14 protein-coding genes are annotated in these 15,085 nt (G+C 71.5%); 5 read left to right on the top strand and 9 right to left on the bottom strand.

All coding sequences use genetic code 11. The features are described 5' to 3' along the window. Positions 1-79 precede the first annotated feature (79 nt). From ACZ67M_RS03285 to fasR, 3 genes are all read right to left on the bottom strand, one after another. Positions 80-1,111, bottom strand: coding sequence for a ketoacyl-ACP synthase III (locus ACZ67M_RS03285; RefSeq protein WP_385799312.1), 1,032 nt, complete (start codon positions 1,109-1,111; stop codon positions 80-82). 16 nt (positions 1,112-1,127) lie between these two features. Then, positions 1,128-2,048 (bottom strand): ACP S-malonyltransferase, encoded by a 921-nt coding sequence (locus tag ACZ67M_RS03290; RefSeq protein ID WP_469849376.1) that lies wholly within the window; start codon positions 2,046-2,048, stop codon positions 1,128-1,130. 89 nt (positions 2,049-2,137) lie between these two features. Continuing rightward, positions 2,138-3,343, bottom strand: coding sequence for a fatty acid biosynthesis transcriptional regulator FasR (gene fasR / locus ACZ67M_RS03295; protein ID WP_125493410.1), 1,206 nt, complete (start codon positions 3,341-3,343; stop codon positions 2,138-2,140). Positions 3,344-3,401: 58 nt separating this feature from the next. On the opposite strand from fasR, the gene ACZ67M_RS03300 reads away from it, so the two are divergent. Continuing rightward, on the top strand, positions 3,402-4,055 hold the full coding sequence (locus tag ACZ67M_RS03300) for a pirin family protein (RefSeq protein WP_385799309.1): 654 nt from the start codon (positions 3,402-3,404) through the stop codon (positions 4,053-4,055). Here the strand turns inward: ACZ67M_RS03300 and ACZ67M_RS03305 are convergent. Continuing rightward, entirely contained in the window at positions 4,052-4,867 is an 816-nt protein-coding gene (locus tag ACZ67M_RS03305; RefSeq protein WP_469849378.1) for a serine hydrolase domain-containing protein, read from the bottom strand. The two genes, ACZ67M_RS03300 and ACZ67M_RS03305, sit on opposite strands and share 4 nt — an antisense overlap. Positions 4,868-4,886: 19 nt before the next feature. Beyond that, positions 4,887-5,357 carry a GNAT family N-acetyltransferase gene (locus tag ACZ67M_RS03310; protein WP_361355197.1) on the bottom strand — a complete coding sequence of 157 codons (471 nt, stop codon included), beginning with the start codon at positions 5,355-5,357 and terminating at the stop codon, positions 4,887-4,889. A gap of 104 nt (positions 5,358-5,461) precedes the next feature. Here ACZ67M_RS03310 and ACZ67M_RS03315 point away from each other — a divergent pair, with 104 nt between their 5' ends. Further along, positions 5,462-5,947 (top strand): MerR family transcriptional regulator, encoded by a 486-nt coding sequence (locus ACZ67M_RS03315; protein ID WP_361355200.1) that lies wholly within the window; start codon positions 5,462-5,464, stop codon positions 5,945-5,947. Continuing rightward, the gene (locus ACZ67M_RS03320; RefSeq protein WP_469849381.1) at positions 5,944-6,960 is read left to right on the top strand and encodes an aldo/keto reductase; all 1,017 of its coding nucleotides are present in this window, start codon (positions 5,944-5,946) and stop codon (positions 6,958-6,960) included. Before ACZ67M_RS03315 ends, ACZ67M_RS03320 begins: the two co-directional genes overlap by 4 nt. A gap of 108 nt (positions 6,961-7,068) precedes the next feature. Here the strand turns inward: ACZ67M_RS03320 and ACZ67M_RS03325 are convergent, their stop codons facing one another. The 3 genes from ACZ67M_RS03325 to ACZ67M_RS03335 all read right to left on the bottom strand — a co-directional run bounded on the left by ACZ67M_RS03325 (position 7,069) and on the right by ACZ67M_RS03335 (position 9,951). Further along, a complete protein-coding gene (locus ACZ67M_RS03325) occupies positions 7,069-7,932 on the bottom strand; it encodes a DUF4429 domain-containing protein (RefSeq protein ID WP_469849382.1) in 864 nt (287 codons plus the stop codon). A 66-nt stretch (positions 7,933-7,998) separates the two neighbouring features. Beyond that, positions 7,999-9,216, bottom strand: a complete 1,218-nt coding sequence (locus ACZ67M_RS03330; protein ID WP_361355208.1) for an alpha/beta hydrolase — start codon at positions 9,214-9,216, stop codon at positions 7,999-8,001. Between the two features lie 54 nt (positions 9,217-9,270). Then, positions 9,271-9,951: a TetR family transcriptional regulator gene (locus ACZ67M_RS03335; protein ID WP_392235041.1), complete on the bottom strand. Its 681-nt coding sequence runs from the start codon at positions 9,949-9,951 to the stop codon at positions 9,271-9,273. Positions 9,952-10,077: 126 nt separating this feature from the next. Here ACZ67M_RS03335 and ACZ67M_RS03340 point away from each other — a divergent pair, with 126 nt between their 5' ends. Both ACZ67M_RS03340 and ACZ67M_RS03345 read left to right on the top strand, forming a co-directional pair. Next, the gene (locus ACZ67M_RS03340) at positions 10,078-11,688 is read left to right on the top strand and encodes an MFS transporter (RefSeq protein ID WP_361355214.1); all 1,611 of its coding nucleotides are present in this window, start codon (positions 10,078-10,080) and stop codon (positions 11,686-11,688) included. Between the two features lie 208 nt (positions 11,689-11,896). After that, positions 11,897-12,205: a small hydrophobic protein gene (locus tag ACZ67M_RS03345; protein WP_361355217.1), complete on the top strand. Its 309-nt coding sequence runs from the start codon at positions 11,897-11,899 to the stop codon at positions 12,203-12,205. Between the two features lie 89 nt (positions 12,206-12,294). Here ACZ67M_RS03345 and aceE read toward each other — a convergent pair whose 3' ends face one another. Then, positions 12,295-15,042, bottom strand: coding sequence for a pyruvate dehydrogenase (acetyl-transferring), homodimeric type (gene aceE / locus ACZ67M_RS03350; protein WP_392235037.1), 2,748 nt, complete (start codon positions 15,040-15,042; stop codon positions 12,295-12,297). Between the last annotated feature and the right edge of the window lie 43 nt (positions 15,043-15,085).

The following is a 15,085-nucleotide window of genomic DNA, read 5'->3' on the forward strand; positions in this document are numbered from 1 at the left end:
CAGAGGGTGTGGCGGCCCGCCGCGTCGCGGCGAGTGGTGCTGCTCTCCGTTCCGGACCGCGTGATCCGGCACGGAGTGCCTAGGGGAGGGTAACGACCGTGGCGGCGTACACGAGACCCGCCCCGAAGCCGATGACGAGCGCGGTGTCGCCGCTCTTGGCCTCGCCGGTCGCCAGGAGCCGCTCCATCGCGAGCGGGATCGAGGCGGCCGAGGTGTTGCCGGTGGTGCGGATGTCACGGGCGACCGTGACGTGCTCCGGCAGCTTCAGTGTCTTCACCATCGAGTCGATGATCCGCACGTTGGCCTGGTGCGGGATGAAGACATCGAGGTCGTCCGGGCTGATCCCGGCCGCGTCCAGCGCCTGCTGCGCGACCTTCGCCATCTCGAACACGGCCCAGCGGAACACCGCCTGGCCCTCCTGCGTGATCGCAGGAAACTTGACGTTGCCCGCGGAGTCCAGGGGCAGTTCGGCGACGTCGCCGATCCGGAAGCGGTCCCAGGGGACCGTCTGCTTGATGGTCTCGGACTTGTCGCCCTCCGAGCCCCAGACCGTCGGGCCGATCTCCGGCTCCTGCGACGGGCCGACCACGACCGCGCCGGCCCCGTCGCCGAACAGGAAGGCCGTGGCCCGGTCCTCCAGGTCGGTCAGGTCGGAGAGCCGCTCCACGCCGATGACCAGGACGTACTCCGCCGAACCCTCGACGACCATGCCCTTGGCGAGGGTCAGCCCGTAGCCGAAGCCCGCGCAGCCCGCCGAGATGTCGAAGGCGGCGGCCTTGTCCGTGCCGAGCCGGTCGGCGATCTCGGTGGCGACGGCCGGGGTCTGACTGAAGTGCGAGACGGTCGAGACGACCACGGCGCCGATCTGGTCGGCGGAGATCCCGGAGGCCGCGATGGCCTTGCCGGACGCCTCGACCGACATCGCCGCGACGGTCTCCTCGGGGGAGGCCCAGTGCCGCGTCTCGATGCCGGAGCGCGAGCGGATCCACTCGTCGGACGAGTCGATCGTCTCGAGGATCACCTCGTTCGGCACCACGCGGGTCGGACGGTAGCCGCCGACCCCGAGGATGCGCGCGTACGGGGCGCCCTTGCTGGGCTTGATCTTCGACATGCTGTCGCGCTCCTTGTCAGGCCTGCTGGGCGTGGTCGGCGACGAGCTCGCGGGCCGCGTCGAGATCGGCGGGGGTCTTCAGGGCCAGCGTCTTCACGCCCGGCAGCGCGCGCTTGGCGAGACCGGTCAGGGTGCCGCCAGGGGACACCTCGACGATCGCGGTGACGCCCAGCTTGCCGAACGTCTCCATGCACAGGTCCCAGCGGACCGGGTTGGCGACCTGCCCGACCAGGCGGTCCAGCACCTCGGCGCCGGTGGCGACGGCCTGCCCGTCCTTGTTGGACACGTACGTCACCTTCGGGTCGGCCGGCGTGAGCGCCGACGCGGCCTTGGCGAGCTCGTCCACCGCGGGCGCCATGTGGCGCGTGTGGAAGGCGCCGGCCACCTTCAGCGGGACGACCTTGCGCACGCCCTCGGGCTTGTCCTCGTTCAGCGCGGCCAGCTGCTCCATGGTGCCGGCCGCCACGATCTGACCGGCGCCGTTCACGTTCGCCGGGGTCAGGCCGAGCTTCTCCAGGTGCGCGATGCTCACCTCGGGGTCGCCGCCGAGCAGCGCCGACATGCCGGTCTCGGTGACCGCGGCGGCCTCGGCCATCGCCAGGCCCCGGCGGCGCACGAGGGTCAGCGCGGCGGTGTCGTCGAGGACGCCCGCGAAGACGGCGGCGGTGATCTCGCCGACACTGTGGCCCGCGACGGCACCGGGGGAGATGTCACCGAGTGCCGCGGCGGACAGCAGACCGGCGGCGACCAGCAGCGGCTGGGCGACGGCCGTGTCCCGGATCTCGTCCGCGTCGGCCTTGGTGCCGTAGTGGGCGAGATCGAGTCCGATGGCGTCGGACCACGCGGCGACGCGGTCGGCGGCGCCGGGGAGGGCGAGCCAGTCAGTCAGGAAGCCGGGCGTCTGGGCGCCCTGGCCGGGAGCGACGAGTACGAGCACTCTCACACTCTCTCTTGAGGACGGCCGGGACCGCCCGTGGGGACAAGGACGAAGAACAGCAGGGGGTTTTGTGGACCCCCCACAAAAGCTTAGAGTTGCGGATCTCCATCGGCCAGACGCCCCAGGATGAGCGCGATCCGCAGTGTGAACGCAGACCGTACATCAGAGGGTGACCATCCGGTGACGTCAGTCACACGTCGGAGCCGGTAGCGCACGGTGTTCGGGTGAACGAAGAGCATCCGGGCAGCGCCCTCCAGGCTGCTCGCCTGCTCCAGATAGACGCTGAGCGTCTCCAGCAGCGCGGCCCCGGCCTCCTCCAGCGGTCTGTAGATCTCCTCCACCAACTGCTCACGGGCCGCAGGGTCGGAGGCGATCGCGCGCTCCGGCAGCAGATCGTCCGCCAGCACCGGGCGCGGGGCGTCCTGCCAGGCCGTGCAGGCCTTGAGCCCGGCGGCGGCGGCCTGCGCGGACCGCGTCGCGGCCAGCAGGTCCGGCACCACGGGACCGGCCACGACCGCCCCCTGGGCGAACGGACCGATCAGCGACTTGGCCACCGCCAGCGGGTCGTCGCGGCCCCCGGCGATCACCACCAGCCGGTCCCCGAGCACCCCGGTCAGCACTTGGAGCTTGGCGTGCCGGGCCGCGCGCCGGATGGCCTCGACGGTCAGCTCGGAGTCGCCGTCCGGCGCGGTGCCGAGCACGACACAGACGTGGTCGGGCGAGTTCCAGCCGAGTGCCGCGGCCCGGGACACCGCCCCCTCGTCGGCCTCCCCGCTGAGCACGGCGTTGACCACCAGCGACTCGAGACGCGCGTCCCAGGCACCGCGTGCCTCGGCGGCCTGCGCGTACACCTGGGCGGTCGCGAAGGCGATCTCCCGGGCGTACACGAGCAGCGCCTCGCGCAGTACCGACTCGTCGCCGGGCGCGGCGACCTCGTCGATGGCGGACTCCATCACCTCGATGGTCGTCCGCACCATCTCCACGGTCTGCCGCAGCGTGATCGCGCGGGTCAGCTCGCGCGGCGCGGTGCCGAACACGTCGGTGGAGATGGCCTGGGGCGCGTCCGGCCGCCGGAACCACTCGGTGAAGGCGGCGATGCCGGCCTGGGCGACCAGCCCGATCCAGGAACGGTTCTCCGGTGGCATCGCCCGGTACCACGGCAGTGTCTCGTCCATGCGCGCGATGGCCTGCGCGGCGAGCGATCCGGCGGACTGCTCCAGCCGCTTCAGCGTCGCGGTGTGCGAATGGACGGCGTGCGCCGCGGGCTCGGGCTTGCTGGTTTCGGGTTCGGGCACGGGACAAGACTGCCTTATCAGGACGGGAGCACGCGCCGCCGGGTCTACCGTGGACGTCGTGACGGACGTACGGCGCGCCGACGAGCGCTATCCCGGAGGTGACGAGGCGGCGGGCATCGCCTCCCGCCACGCCTTCTCCTTCGGCCCCCACTACGACCCCGGCAACCTCCGTTTCGGCGCGCTGATCGCCTGCAACGAGGAGCGCCTGGCGCCCGGCGCCGGCTTCGACGAGCACCCGCACAGCCACACGGAGATCGTCACGTGGGTGGTCGAGGGCGAGTTGACCCACCGGGACTCGGCGGGCCACGAGACGGTCGTCCGCGCCGGGGACGTGCAGCGCCTCAGCTCCGCGGGCGGCGTCCGCCACGTCGAACGCAACGACGCCGCGGTCCCCCTGACCTTCGTCCAGATGTGGCTGGCCCCCCGCGAACCCGGCGGCGACCCCGCCTACGAGATCGTCCGCGGCATCGCCGACTCCACCCCGTACGCGGTCCCCGAGGCCGCCGCCATGCTCCACGTACGCCGCCTGGGCGCGGGGGAGCGGACGGCGGTGCCGGACGGGGCGTACGTGTACGTCCACGTGGTGCGGGGCGAGGTGACGCTGAGCGGGCAGGCGCTGGGGCCGGGCGACGCGGCGCGGATCACGGACGCCGAGGGGATGGACGCGGTGGCGGTGACGGCGGCCGAGCTGCTCGTCTGGGAGATGGCCTAGACCTCGGCGAGCACCGCGTCCGTGAAGGGCGGCCACGCCTCGGCCGCCCACGGCCCGAAGGCGCGGTCGGCCAGGGCGACGCAGGCGAGGCCGGCGTCCGGGTCGATCCACAGGAAGGTGCCCGACTGGCCGAAGTGGCCGAAGGCGCGCGGGGAGGACGAGGCGCCCGTCCAGTGGGGGGACTTCCCGTCCCGGATCTCGAAGCCGAGGCCCCAGTCGTTGGGGTTCTGGTGGCCGTAGCCCGGCAGCACGCCCTTCGTGCCCGGGTACTGCACCGTCATCGCCTCGGCGACCGTGCGCGGGTCGAGGAGCCGCGGTGCCTGCACCTCGGCGGCGAACCGCAGCAGGTCCTCGACGGTGGAGACGCCGTCCTTCGCCGGGGAGCCGTCCAGGGCCGTGGACGTCATGCCCAACGGCTCGAGCACCGCCTGCCGCGCGTACTCGGCGAACGGCATGTCCGCGGCCTTCGCGATGTGGTCGCCGAGCTGCTCGAAGCCGGCGTTGGAGTAGAGCCGGCGCTCGCCGGGCGGGGCGGTCACCCGGTGCTCGTCGAAGGCCAGCCCCGAGGTGTGGGCGAGCAGGTGCCGGACGGTCGACCCGGCGGGGCCCGCGGCCTCGTCCAGCTCGATCGCGCCCTCCTCGTACGCCACCAGCGCCGCGTAGGCCGCGAGCGGCTTGGTGACCGAGGCGAGGGGGAAGCGGTGCGCGACCGGGCCGTGGGTGCCCAGGGTCGTGCCGTCGGCCCGGACGACGCCCGCCGCGGCGGTGGGGACCGGCCAGTTCTCGATCAACGCGAGGCTCTTCAAGGACATGCCACCGAGCCTAAGCGGCTCAGAGGTACAGCCTCATCGAGGGGGTGGTGTCCCGCGTGAAGCCCATCGACGCGTACAGCGGCTCGGCGTCCTCGGACGCGGTGAGCATGACGTGGCCGGCGCCCCGCGCGCGGAACCAGCCCAGCAGCTCGTCCATGCACGCACGCGCGTAGCCGCGGCGCCGGGCGTCCGGGTCGGTCGCGACGCTGAACACGTAACCGATCAGTCCGCCGGGCGGCCGGTCCGGCCCGCCGATGCGGTACTCCAGGGTTCCCACCACCAGCGCCGCCAGCGTGCCGGGCCGGTCCGGGTGGTCGACGACGAACGCCGCGAACTCCCCGTCCGGGTCGGCCAGCCGGGACCGCAGGGCGGGCAGGGAAGCGGCCTGCCAGTCGGTGGGAGACGCGGAGTGCATCGCGTCGATCATCACTTGGCGCAGACGGAGCACTTCCTCCGCGTCCTCGGCGGCGGCACGGCGTACGGGACTCATGCCCGCACGCTAGTGATCCGCCCGCCGCGTGTCCCGCGGTTTTCCCTCCCCTTCCGAAGCCGTCGCTTGCCTGGAGTGCACTCCAAGGTCATAGCGTTGCGTGCATGACGGTGATGCAGAACACGGCCGGGACACTCGCGCCGAACGCCACCAGAACAGACGTCTGCTCCGCTCCGCCCCCGCGCCACCCGCGCCCCGACGGAGACGACCGCTACACCATCAGCGAGGTCGTCGCCTTCAGCGGGCTGACGGCGCACACCCTGCGCTGGTACGAGCGGATCGGTCTGATGTCCCACATCGACCGCTCGCACACGGGCCAGCGCCGCTACAGCAACCGCGACCTGGACTGGCTCGACTTCGTCGGCAAGCTGCGCATGACCGGCATGCCGGTCGCCGACATGGTCAGGTACGCGGAGCTGGTGCGCGAGGGCGAGAGCACCTACCCGGACCGGCGGGAACTCCTCGAGTCGACGCGCCGCGACGTACTGACGCGGATCACCGAACTCCAGGACACCCTCGCCGTGCTCGACCGGAAGATCAGCTTCTATGGGGACGCCGGACGTTCCCGTGAAGGGGAGAGGACCCGATGACGGACGGCAGGATCCCCACGACGCGGCTCGGCGACGACGGCCCGGAGGTGGGCGTCCAGGGCCTCGGCTGCATGGGCATGAGCTTCGGGTACGGCCCGTCGGACGCCGACGCGTCGCGGGCCACCCTGGAGCGGGCGCTGGAGCTGGGCGTCACGCTGTACGACACGGCCGACGCGTACGGCGCCGGCGACAACGAGCGCTTCCTGGCGCCGTTCTTCGCGGCGCACCGCGACGAGGTCGTGATCGCGACCAAGTTCGCCCTGTCGATCCCGCCGGACGACCCGGCGAAGCGGATCATCCGCAACGACCCGCCGTACGTCCGCCGGTCGGTCGAGGCGAGCCTGGACCGCCTGGGCGTCGACGTGATCGACCTCTACTACATGCATCGGCGCGACGTGAACGTGCCGATCGAGGAGACCGTCGCCGTCATGGCCGACCTGGTCCGCGAGGGCAAGGTCAAGCACCTGGGCCTCAGCGAGGTGACGGGCGACGAGCTGCGGGCCGCACAGGCGGTGCATCCGATCGCCGCCGTGCAGTCGGAGTGGTCGCTGTTCAGCCGCGACATCGAGGCGGGCGTGGTCCCGGCCGCCCGCGAACTGGGCGTGGCCCTCGTCCCGTACTCGCCGCTCGGCCGGGGCTTCCTCACGGGCTCCTTCGCCAACGCCGACCAGGACCTCACCGCGGACGACTTCCGCCGCCGGCAGCCCCGCTTCACTGGCGACAACGCGGAGGCCAACGCGGCCCTCCTCGACCCGGTCCGCGCCGTCGCGGAGGCCCACGACGCCACCCTCGGCCAGATCGCCCTGGCCTGGGCCCAGCAGCGGGCCCAGGCGCACGGCCTGCCGGTGATCCCGATCCCGGGCACCCGGAGGCCGACGCGGGTGGAGGAGAACGCGGCGGCGACGAGGATCGTCCTGACCCCGGACGAGCTGTCGTCCCTGGAGCCGATCGCGGAGAAGGTGTCGGGCGACCGCTACGCGGACATGACGTTCACGTCGGCGGGCCGCGAATAGACGGCCGCTCTCCGGGCGCCGGTGAGCGCACTTGCTAGGGGCGCGGGGAACTGCGCGACCGGCCGTCCACGACCCGCACCCTGCGATGAACCGAACCCGGCAGGCGCGTCACAGCTCCGCCAGCAACTCCGCCTTCTTCGAGGAGAACTCCTCGTCCGTCACCAGCCCCTGCTGGTGCAGCTCCCCGAGATGCCGGATCCGCTCGGCGATGTCCGCGGGATCCCGCCGGGGTGCCGGCACCGGAACCGGAACGGGTGCGCCGGCGCCCCTCTCCCGCACCGCCGCCAGCACCGCCGCCGCGAACGGCAGCGACTCGTGCACGGGCCCGTACCCGAGCCCGAACACGACGGACGCCGGGTCCTGGTCGGCCTGCGGAACGGCCCCCGCGGCGTCGCGCGGCAGCAGCCGGAGGTACCCCTCGAACACCTCCGGGGACCGCCACTCCACCCCGCCCAGGTCGGCGACCGGGAAGCTCTGGTCGCCGGCCTTCCACTTCGCCGAGGACGCGCCGGTCCAGGACCACCGGAAGGACACCGCCTTCCCGTCGAAGGACGCCTTCCCGTCGTACGCCTTGAAGTTCAGCGGCGCGTCGGGCGCGGCCACCAGGTACCGGTCCGCCGGTTCGCAGGCTCCGGATCCGTTCAGCAGTCCGCGCAGCTCGTCGGCGTAGTACTCCGCCAGCGTCTCCCGCTCGGCGGGCAGCACCAGCCGGTACGGGTCGCAGCCCTCCTTCAGCTGTCCGGCCGCCGCCGCGATCAGCGGATCGGCGCCCTCGCGCGGCTCGACGCGCAGCACCACGCTGCCGCGCCGGCCCGGCGTGAGCGTCACCCCGGCGATGGCCTCCAGGGGCACCCGGCGTTCCCCCAGGGCCTGAAAGAGCTTGGGTGTTCGAATCCCCCGTTCGTAACGGATGAGCACGGAGTCGGACTCGAACTCCCAGGCGGCATGAAATCCGGCCAGTACGTCACCCATGCGGCTCATCGTATGCGGCACGAGCCTCTCCGTCCCCTCCCCGTGCAAACCGGAGTTTCTGCGCCTCTACGCGCGTCCGGCCGCCGTCGCCGCGGACAAACCCGCCCGGCATGTGTCACCTTCTCCCGCACAGGCGACCGTGCGGTATGCGCCAACGCCGATCTCCGCGAAGTTGCGCAGGCTCTCCGTGCCCGGCACGAAGTAGCCGCTGTGCCCCTGGGCGCCGCGCGCCGACAGCACCCGGGCCCCGAAGGCGGCGGACACGGGGTCGGCGCCGTGCCCAAGCCCGCCGACCTCCAGGTAGGGCACGTCCCGGATCCAGTCGTCGCTGTCCCGCATCGCCCATACGCGGGCGGAGGTGTGCAGGTGGGAGGCGTTCTCGGCACGCATGCCGGGGCTGCCGGCCACCGCTATGTCGGTCACCCGGAGGGGCAGCGTGTCGGCGGCGAGGCCGCACACCACCGAGCCGTAGCTGTGGCAGAACAGCGAGACGGGGGCCCGGCCGGGCAGCGCCCGCAGCAGCCCGTTCAGCCGGTCGGCGCCCTGCTCGGCGCGGGTCGCCGTGGCCGCCTCCATGCCGAGGCCGCTGGGGGAGGTGTAGTCGGCCCACGCGATCACGGCCGTCCGCGTGTCGGGGCTCGCGGTGCGCTCGGCCTCGTACAGCGACTCGGCCATGCCGACGGGGGCCGAGTACTTGCGTGTGGTGCGCTCGAAGGTGACCAGTTCGGTGTCGACACCCGGCACCACCACGGACACGCGTTCAGCGTGGTCGAGGTTCCCGAACACCTCGGCGACCTTGCCCCCGCCCGCCGGGTCGAAGGCGAGGATGTGCCGGCCGGGTGCGAGCAGCGAGTCGTAGTGGTTCATGCGCTTCGCGGCCTCGCGCTGGCCGGACAGGGACAGGCGTTTGTCGTGCACGCGCGCCCGCTCCACCGACCGCGCCTTCTCGAGCGCCGTCCGGTTGGCGAGGTAGCGCAGCTGGACGGGGGCGCCGTTCATGTTGCCGACGGCCAGCGGGTAGCGGCGGGCCAGGCTCTCGCGCTGCCATTCACCGAGCGAGGCGAAGAAGCGGGCCAGCCGGGTGGGGGTCGTGTGCGCGTCGGGCAGCGAGCGCCCGCCGATCCGGCCGTGCTCCCAGGCCGAGACGGACGCCTCGAGTGCCGTGGGGCCCCGCTGGTTGCGCAGCGCGGTCCAGCCGGTGGTCGCCAGCATCACGAACACCACGGCCAGAGCGAGCAGTGCGCGCCAGACGTTCAGCTGCGGGGAGGTGTCGAAGGAAGTCACTGGGAGGACACACTAGGAGAACGGGAGGGTCTCGCGTGAATCCAGTGACACGGATCACGTTTCGCTAATGCGCTGCGGGGTTGAACCTGCACGCTCGGCGAGCGGACGGTCGTCGGGGCCCCGCCAGTCGCCGGTGAGCGCCGGTGCCACCTGGTCCAGATAGGAGGCCGTCAGGTCACGCAGCGCCGCGAGACCGGCGTCGTCCCGGGCCGACCAGATCCGTTCGGTCACCCGCATGACCGCCCCGAAGACGGCGACGACCACCCGCGGCCGCGGATCCTCCTCCACGTCGAGGCCCTCGCGGTCGGCGACGAGGCGCGCGATCTCCTCCTCCAGCTCCGTCGCGCGCCGCAGATGGGCGGCGAGCAGCGCGGGCGTCGACTCGATCACCCGGTAGAAGCGCAGGTGCAGTTCCATCGGGATCACCTGCTCGACGGCCTCGCCGATGGTGCTCCAGCTCTCCACCAGGGACAGGCGCAGCGCGTCCAGCGGCGCCTCCCCGGGCGGGCGCGCGCGCACGGCCTCGACGAAGTGCGACTCCGCGAGCCGCGACACGAAGAACGCCGCGTCCTCCTTGGAGGCGAAGTAGCGGAAGAAGGTGCGCTGCGAGACGTCGGCCGCGTCGGCGATGTCGTCGACGGTCGTCTCCTCGTACCCGCGCTCGGTGAACAACTCGAGGGCGGAGCGCAGCAGGAGGTCCCGGGTGCGCTGCTTCTTGAGTTCGCGCAGGCCCAAAAGTTCGCTCCTCCACCAGGGTGCCGCGGTGTGTTTCCGCAGTTCAGGCTATACGCAGATGACATGTCAGTTACTGACACGTGAATTGGTTTGTCAACTGTCAGTGGCTGTCATTAGCCTCACCGTATGACTAGTCAGACCACCATCGACAAGACCGGACCGGGGGACGGCGTCCCGTCGGGTTCCGCGCCCGCCAAGGGGCTGCGCGGCCATCCGTGGGTCACCCTCGTCACCGTCGCGGTCGGGGTCATGATGGTGGCCCTGGACGGCACCATCGTGGCGATCGCCAACCCGGCCATCCAGGACGACCTGGACGCCAGCCTCGCCGACGTCCAGTGGATCACCAACGCCTACTTCCTCGCCCTCGCGGTCGCCCTGATCACCGCGGGCAAGCTCGGTGACCGCTTCGGGCACCGGCAGACCTTCCTCATAGGTGTGGCGGGCTTCGCCGCCTCCTCCGGTGCCATCGGCATCTCCAGCAGCATCGGGGCGGTCATCGTCCTCCGCGTCTTCCAGGGCCTGTTCGGCGCGCTGCTGATGCCGGCCGCGCTCGGCCTGCTGCGGGCGACCTTCCCGGCCGAGAAGCTGAACATGGCCATCGGCATCTGGGGCATGGTGATCGGCGCCTCCACCGCGGGCGGCCCGATCCTCGGCGGCGTGCTGGTCGAGCACGTCAACTGGCAGTCGGTGTTCTTCATCAACGTGCCGGTGGGCATCATCGCCGTCGTTCTCGGCGTCATGATCCTCCTGGACCACCGCGCGGAGAACGCGCCGCGCTCCTTCGACATCCTCGGCATCGTGCTGCTGTCCGCCTCGATGTTCTGCCTCGTCTGGGCGCTGATCAAGGCCCCGGCGTGGGGCTGGGGCGACGGCAAGACCTGGCTGTTCATCGGCGCCTCGCTGGTGGGCTTCGTCCTCTTCTCCCTCTGGGAGACCAGGGTCCGGGAGCCGCTGATCCCGCTGGCGATGTTCCGTTCGGTGGCGCTGTCGGCCGGTGTGGTGCTGATGGTCCTGATGGCCATCGCGTTCCTGGGCGGCCTGTTCTTCGTCACCTTCTACCTGCAGAACGTGCACGGCATGAGCCCGGTCGACGCCGGTCTCCACCTGCTGCCGCTCACCGCCATGATGATCGTCGCCTCGCCGCTGGCCGGCGCGATGATCACCAAGGTCGGCCCGCGCGTCCCGCTGGCCGGCGGCATGGCCTGCACCGCGATCGCCATGTACGGCATCTCCACGCTGGAGACGGACACCGGCAGCGTCGTGATGTCGATCTGGTTCGCCCTGCTGGGCCTCGGCCTCGCGCCCGTCATGGTCGGCGCCACCGAGGTCATCGTCGGCAACGCGCCGATGGAGCTGTCCGGTGTGGCCGGCGGTCTCCAGCAGGCGGCGATGCAGATCGGCGGCAGCCTCGGCACCGCCGTCCTCGGCGCGGTCATGGCCTCCAAGGTCGACAGCGACCTGGCGGGCAACTGGGCGGACGCGGGGCTTCCCGAACTGACGCCGGAACAGGCCCACCAGGCCTCCGAGGCGGTCCAGGTCGGCGTCCCGCCGGTGGCCCCGGGCACCCCGGAGCAGATCGCCGCGAAGATCGCCGACGTCGCCCACAACACCTTCATCGACGGCATGAGCCTGGCCTCGCTGGTGGCCGCCGGTGTCGCGGTCGTGGCCGTGGGGGTCGCCTTCCTCACCAAGCGCGGCGTGAACGCGGACGGCGGCGCCGGCATGGGGCACATCTGACGGACCGCCGGTCCCCGTTCGCCCATCAGGGTGACAGGACCGGCGAACCCTCCCCTCCGGCGGGCCGCGCAGGTCACAGTGGGTCAAGTCCTCCGCAGGACATGGGGGACGGCACGCTGCGGCGCGCTGCTGGAGGGGGGCAGCGCGCGCGGCGGGCATAAGGCGCCGTACGGGGGTACCCGAACTCCACGAGGAATCGAGGGAGTTGATGATGGCGAGCTTCGGACAGGGATCGCGCGGGTACCCCCGCTCACGTGGCCGGACAGGCGCACGGACCGGGCCGGACCGTGCGACGCTCGGGATCATCGGAGTCGTGTGCGCGGTGGCGGGCTTCTTCCAGCTGGGCATCGTCCTGGGCCCCGCCGCGATGGTCTGCGGCTGGCTCGCCATGGGACGCAGCTGGGCGGGTTCCCGCCCGGTGCCCGCCGTGGTCGCCTTCGTGCTGGGCGCGATCGACACACTGCTGGCGATCGTCTGGCTCGCCGGTTCGGCGGGCGTGAACAACGGCATGTTCTGACGGGCCGCGCACCCACGGCGCATGAGTGAGAGGGGCGCCCCGGCCGTCCGGCCGGGGCGCCCCTCATCGTGTGCTCGTCCGCGTGCGCGTCACGCGTCCCCGCCGGCCACGCCCGGGTCGGCCGCGGCGACGTCGAGCAGCCGGTACCGGTCGATCGCCTGCTTCAGCACCGACCGGTCGACCTTCCCCTCCCGCGCCAGCTCGCTCAGCACGGCCACCACGATCGACTCCGCGTCGATGTGGAAGAACCGCCGTGCGGCCCCGCGCGTGTCGGCGAAGCCCCACCCGTCCGCGCCCAGCGACTGGTACGTCCCCGGCACCCACCGGGCGATCTGGTCCGGCACCGACCGCATCCAGTCGGACACGGCCACGAACGGCCCCTGCGCACCCGCCAGCTTCCGGGTCACCCAGGGCACTTGCTGCTCCTCCTCGGGGTGCAGCAGATTGTGCTCCTCGCACGCCACCGCCTCGCGCCGCAGCTCGTTCCAGGAGGTCGCCGACCAGACGTCGGCGCGTACGTTCCACTCCTCGGCGAGGATCCGCTGGGCCTGGACGGCCCACGGCACCGCGACCCCGGAGGCCATGATCTGCGCCGGGATCGAGCCGTCCGTGCCCTCGCTGAAGCGGTACACGCCCTTGAGGATGCCCTCGACGTCCACGCCCTCCGGTTCGGCCGGGTGCTGGATCGGCTCGTTGTAGACCGTGAGGTAGTAGAAGACGTCCTCGCCGTGCGGGTGGTGTTCGTCCCCGCCGTACATCCGGCGCAGGCCGTCCTTGACGATGTGCGCGATCTCGAAGCCGAACGCCGGGTCGTACGCCACGCACGCCGGGTTGGTCGAGGCCAGCAGCTGCGAGTGGCCGTCCGCGTGCTGGAGGCCCTCACCGGTCAGCGTCGTGCGTCCCGCGGTCGCGCCCAGCACGAAACCGCGCGACAGCTGGTCGCCCATCTGCCAGAACTGGTCGCCGGTGCGCTGGAAGCCGAACATCGAGTAGAAGACGTAGACCGGGATGAGCGGTTCGCCGTGCGTCGCGTACGCCGAACCCGCCGCGATCAGCGAGGCCGTGCAGCCCGCCTCCGAGATGCCGTCGTGCAGCATCTGCCCGGTCGGCGCCTCCTTGTAGGCGAGCAGCAGATCCCGGTCCACGGACTCGTACTGCTGCCCGAGCGGGTTGTAGATCTTCGCACTCGGGAAGAACGAGTCCATGCCGAAGGTGCGGTACTCGTCCGGCGCGATCAGCACGAAACGCTTGCCGATCTCCTTGTCCCGCATGAGGTCCTTCAGCAGTCGCACAAAGGCCATCGTCGTCGCGATGGACTGCTGACCCGACCCCTTCTTCACGGTCGCGTACGTCTTGTCGTCCGGCAGGGCGAGCGGCTTCGACCGCACGACCCGCGTCGGGACGTACCCGCCCAGACCGAGCCGGCGGTCGTGCATGTACTGCATCTCCTCCGTGTCCCGGCCCGGGTGGTAGTACGGCGGCGGGCCGGACTCCAGCTCCTGGTCGGAGATCGGCAGGTGCAGCCGGTCGCGGAAGCGCTTCAGGTCGTCGACCGTCAGCTTCTTCATCTGGTGGGTGGCGTTGCGGCCCTCGAAGTTCGGTCCGAGCGTCCAGCCCTTGATCGTCTTGGCCAGGATGACCGTCGGCTGGCCCTTGTGCTCCAGCGCCGCCTTGTAGGCCGCGTAGATCTTCCGGTGGTCGTGGCCGCCGCGCCCCAGGTGCAGGATCTGGTCGTCGGTCATGTTCTCGACCATCGCGCGCAGCCGGTGGTCGTCGCCGAAGAAGTGGTCGCGGATGTACGCCCCGGACTCGGTGGCGTACGTCTGGAACTGCCCGTCCGGCGTGGTGTTCATCCGGTTGACCAGCACACCGTCGCGGTCCTGGCCGAGCAGCGGGTCCCAGGTGCGGTCCCACACCAGCTTGATCACGTTCCAGCCGGCGCCCCGGAAGACGGACTCCAGCTCCTGGATGATCTTGCCGTTGCCGCGTACCGGGCCGTCCAGGCGCTGGAGGTTGCAGTTGACCACGAAGGTCAGGTTGTCCAGGCCCTCGCGGGCGGCGATGGAGAGCTGGCCCAGCGACTCCGGCTCGTCCATCTCGCCGTCGCCGAGGTAGGCCCACACGTGCGAACGGGAGGTGTCCGCGATCCCGCGCGCGTGCATGTAGCGGTTCATCCGCGCCTGATAGATCGCGCCGATCGGGCCGAGGCCCATCGAGACGGTCGGGAACTCCCAGAAGTCCGGCATCGACCGCGGGTGCGGGTACGACGACAGGGCGTGCGGCGCCGCCGACTTCTCCTGCCGGAACCCGTCCAGGTGCTGCTCGCTGAGCCGGTCCAGCAGGAACGCGCGGGCGTAGATGCCCGGCGAGGCGTGCCCCTGGAAGAAGACCTGGTCACCGCCGTCGCCGTCCTCCTTGCCGCGGAAGAAGTGGTTGAAGCCCACGTCGTACAGGGAGGCCGAGGAGGCGAACGTCGCGATGTGGCCGCCGACGCCGATACCGGGCCGCTGCGCGCGCGAGACCATCACCGCGGCGTTCCACCGGGTGGCGTTGAGGATCTTGCGCTCGATCTCCTCGTTGCCGGGGAAGAACGGCTCGCTCTTGGTCGGGATGGTGTTGACGTAGTCCGTGCTGCGCATCTCGGGCACGGCCACGCGCTTCTCGCGGGCGCGCTCGATCAGCCGCAGCATCAGGAAGCGGGCCCGCTCCCGGCCGCGCTCGTCGACGGCGGCGTCGAGGGAGTCGAGCCACTCCTGGGTTTCCTCGGGGTCGAAGTCAGGAACCTGACTCGGAAGGCCGCCAATGATGATCGGATTGCGATCGGATGCGGAAGCCACGCTGTTCCTTCGCTCTCAGAGGGCTACTTGGCCGGGTGTCTGC

It is taken from the genome of Streptomyces sp. NPDC107500, assembly GCF_055582785.1.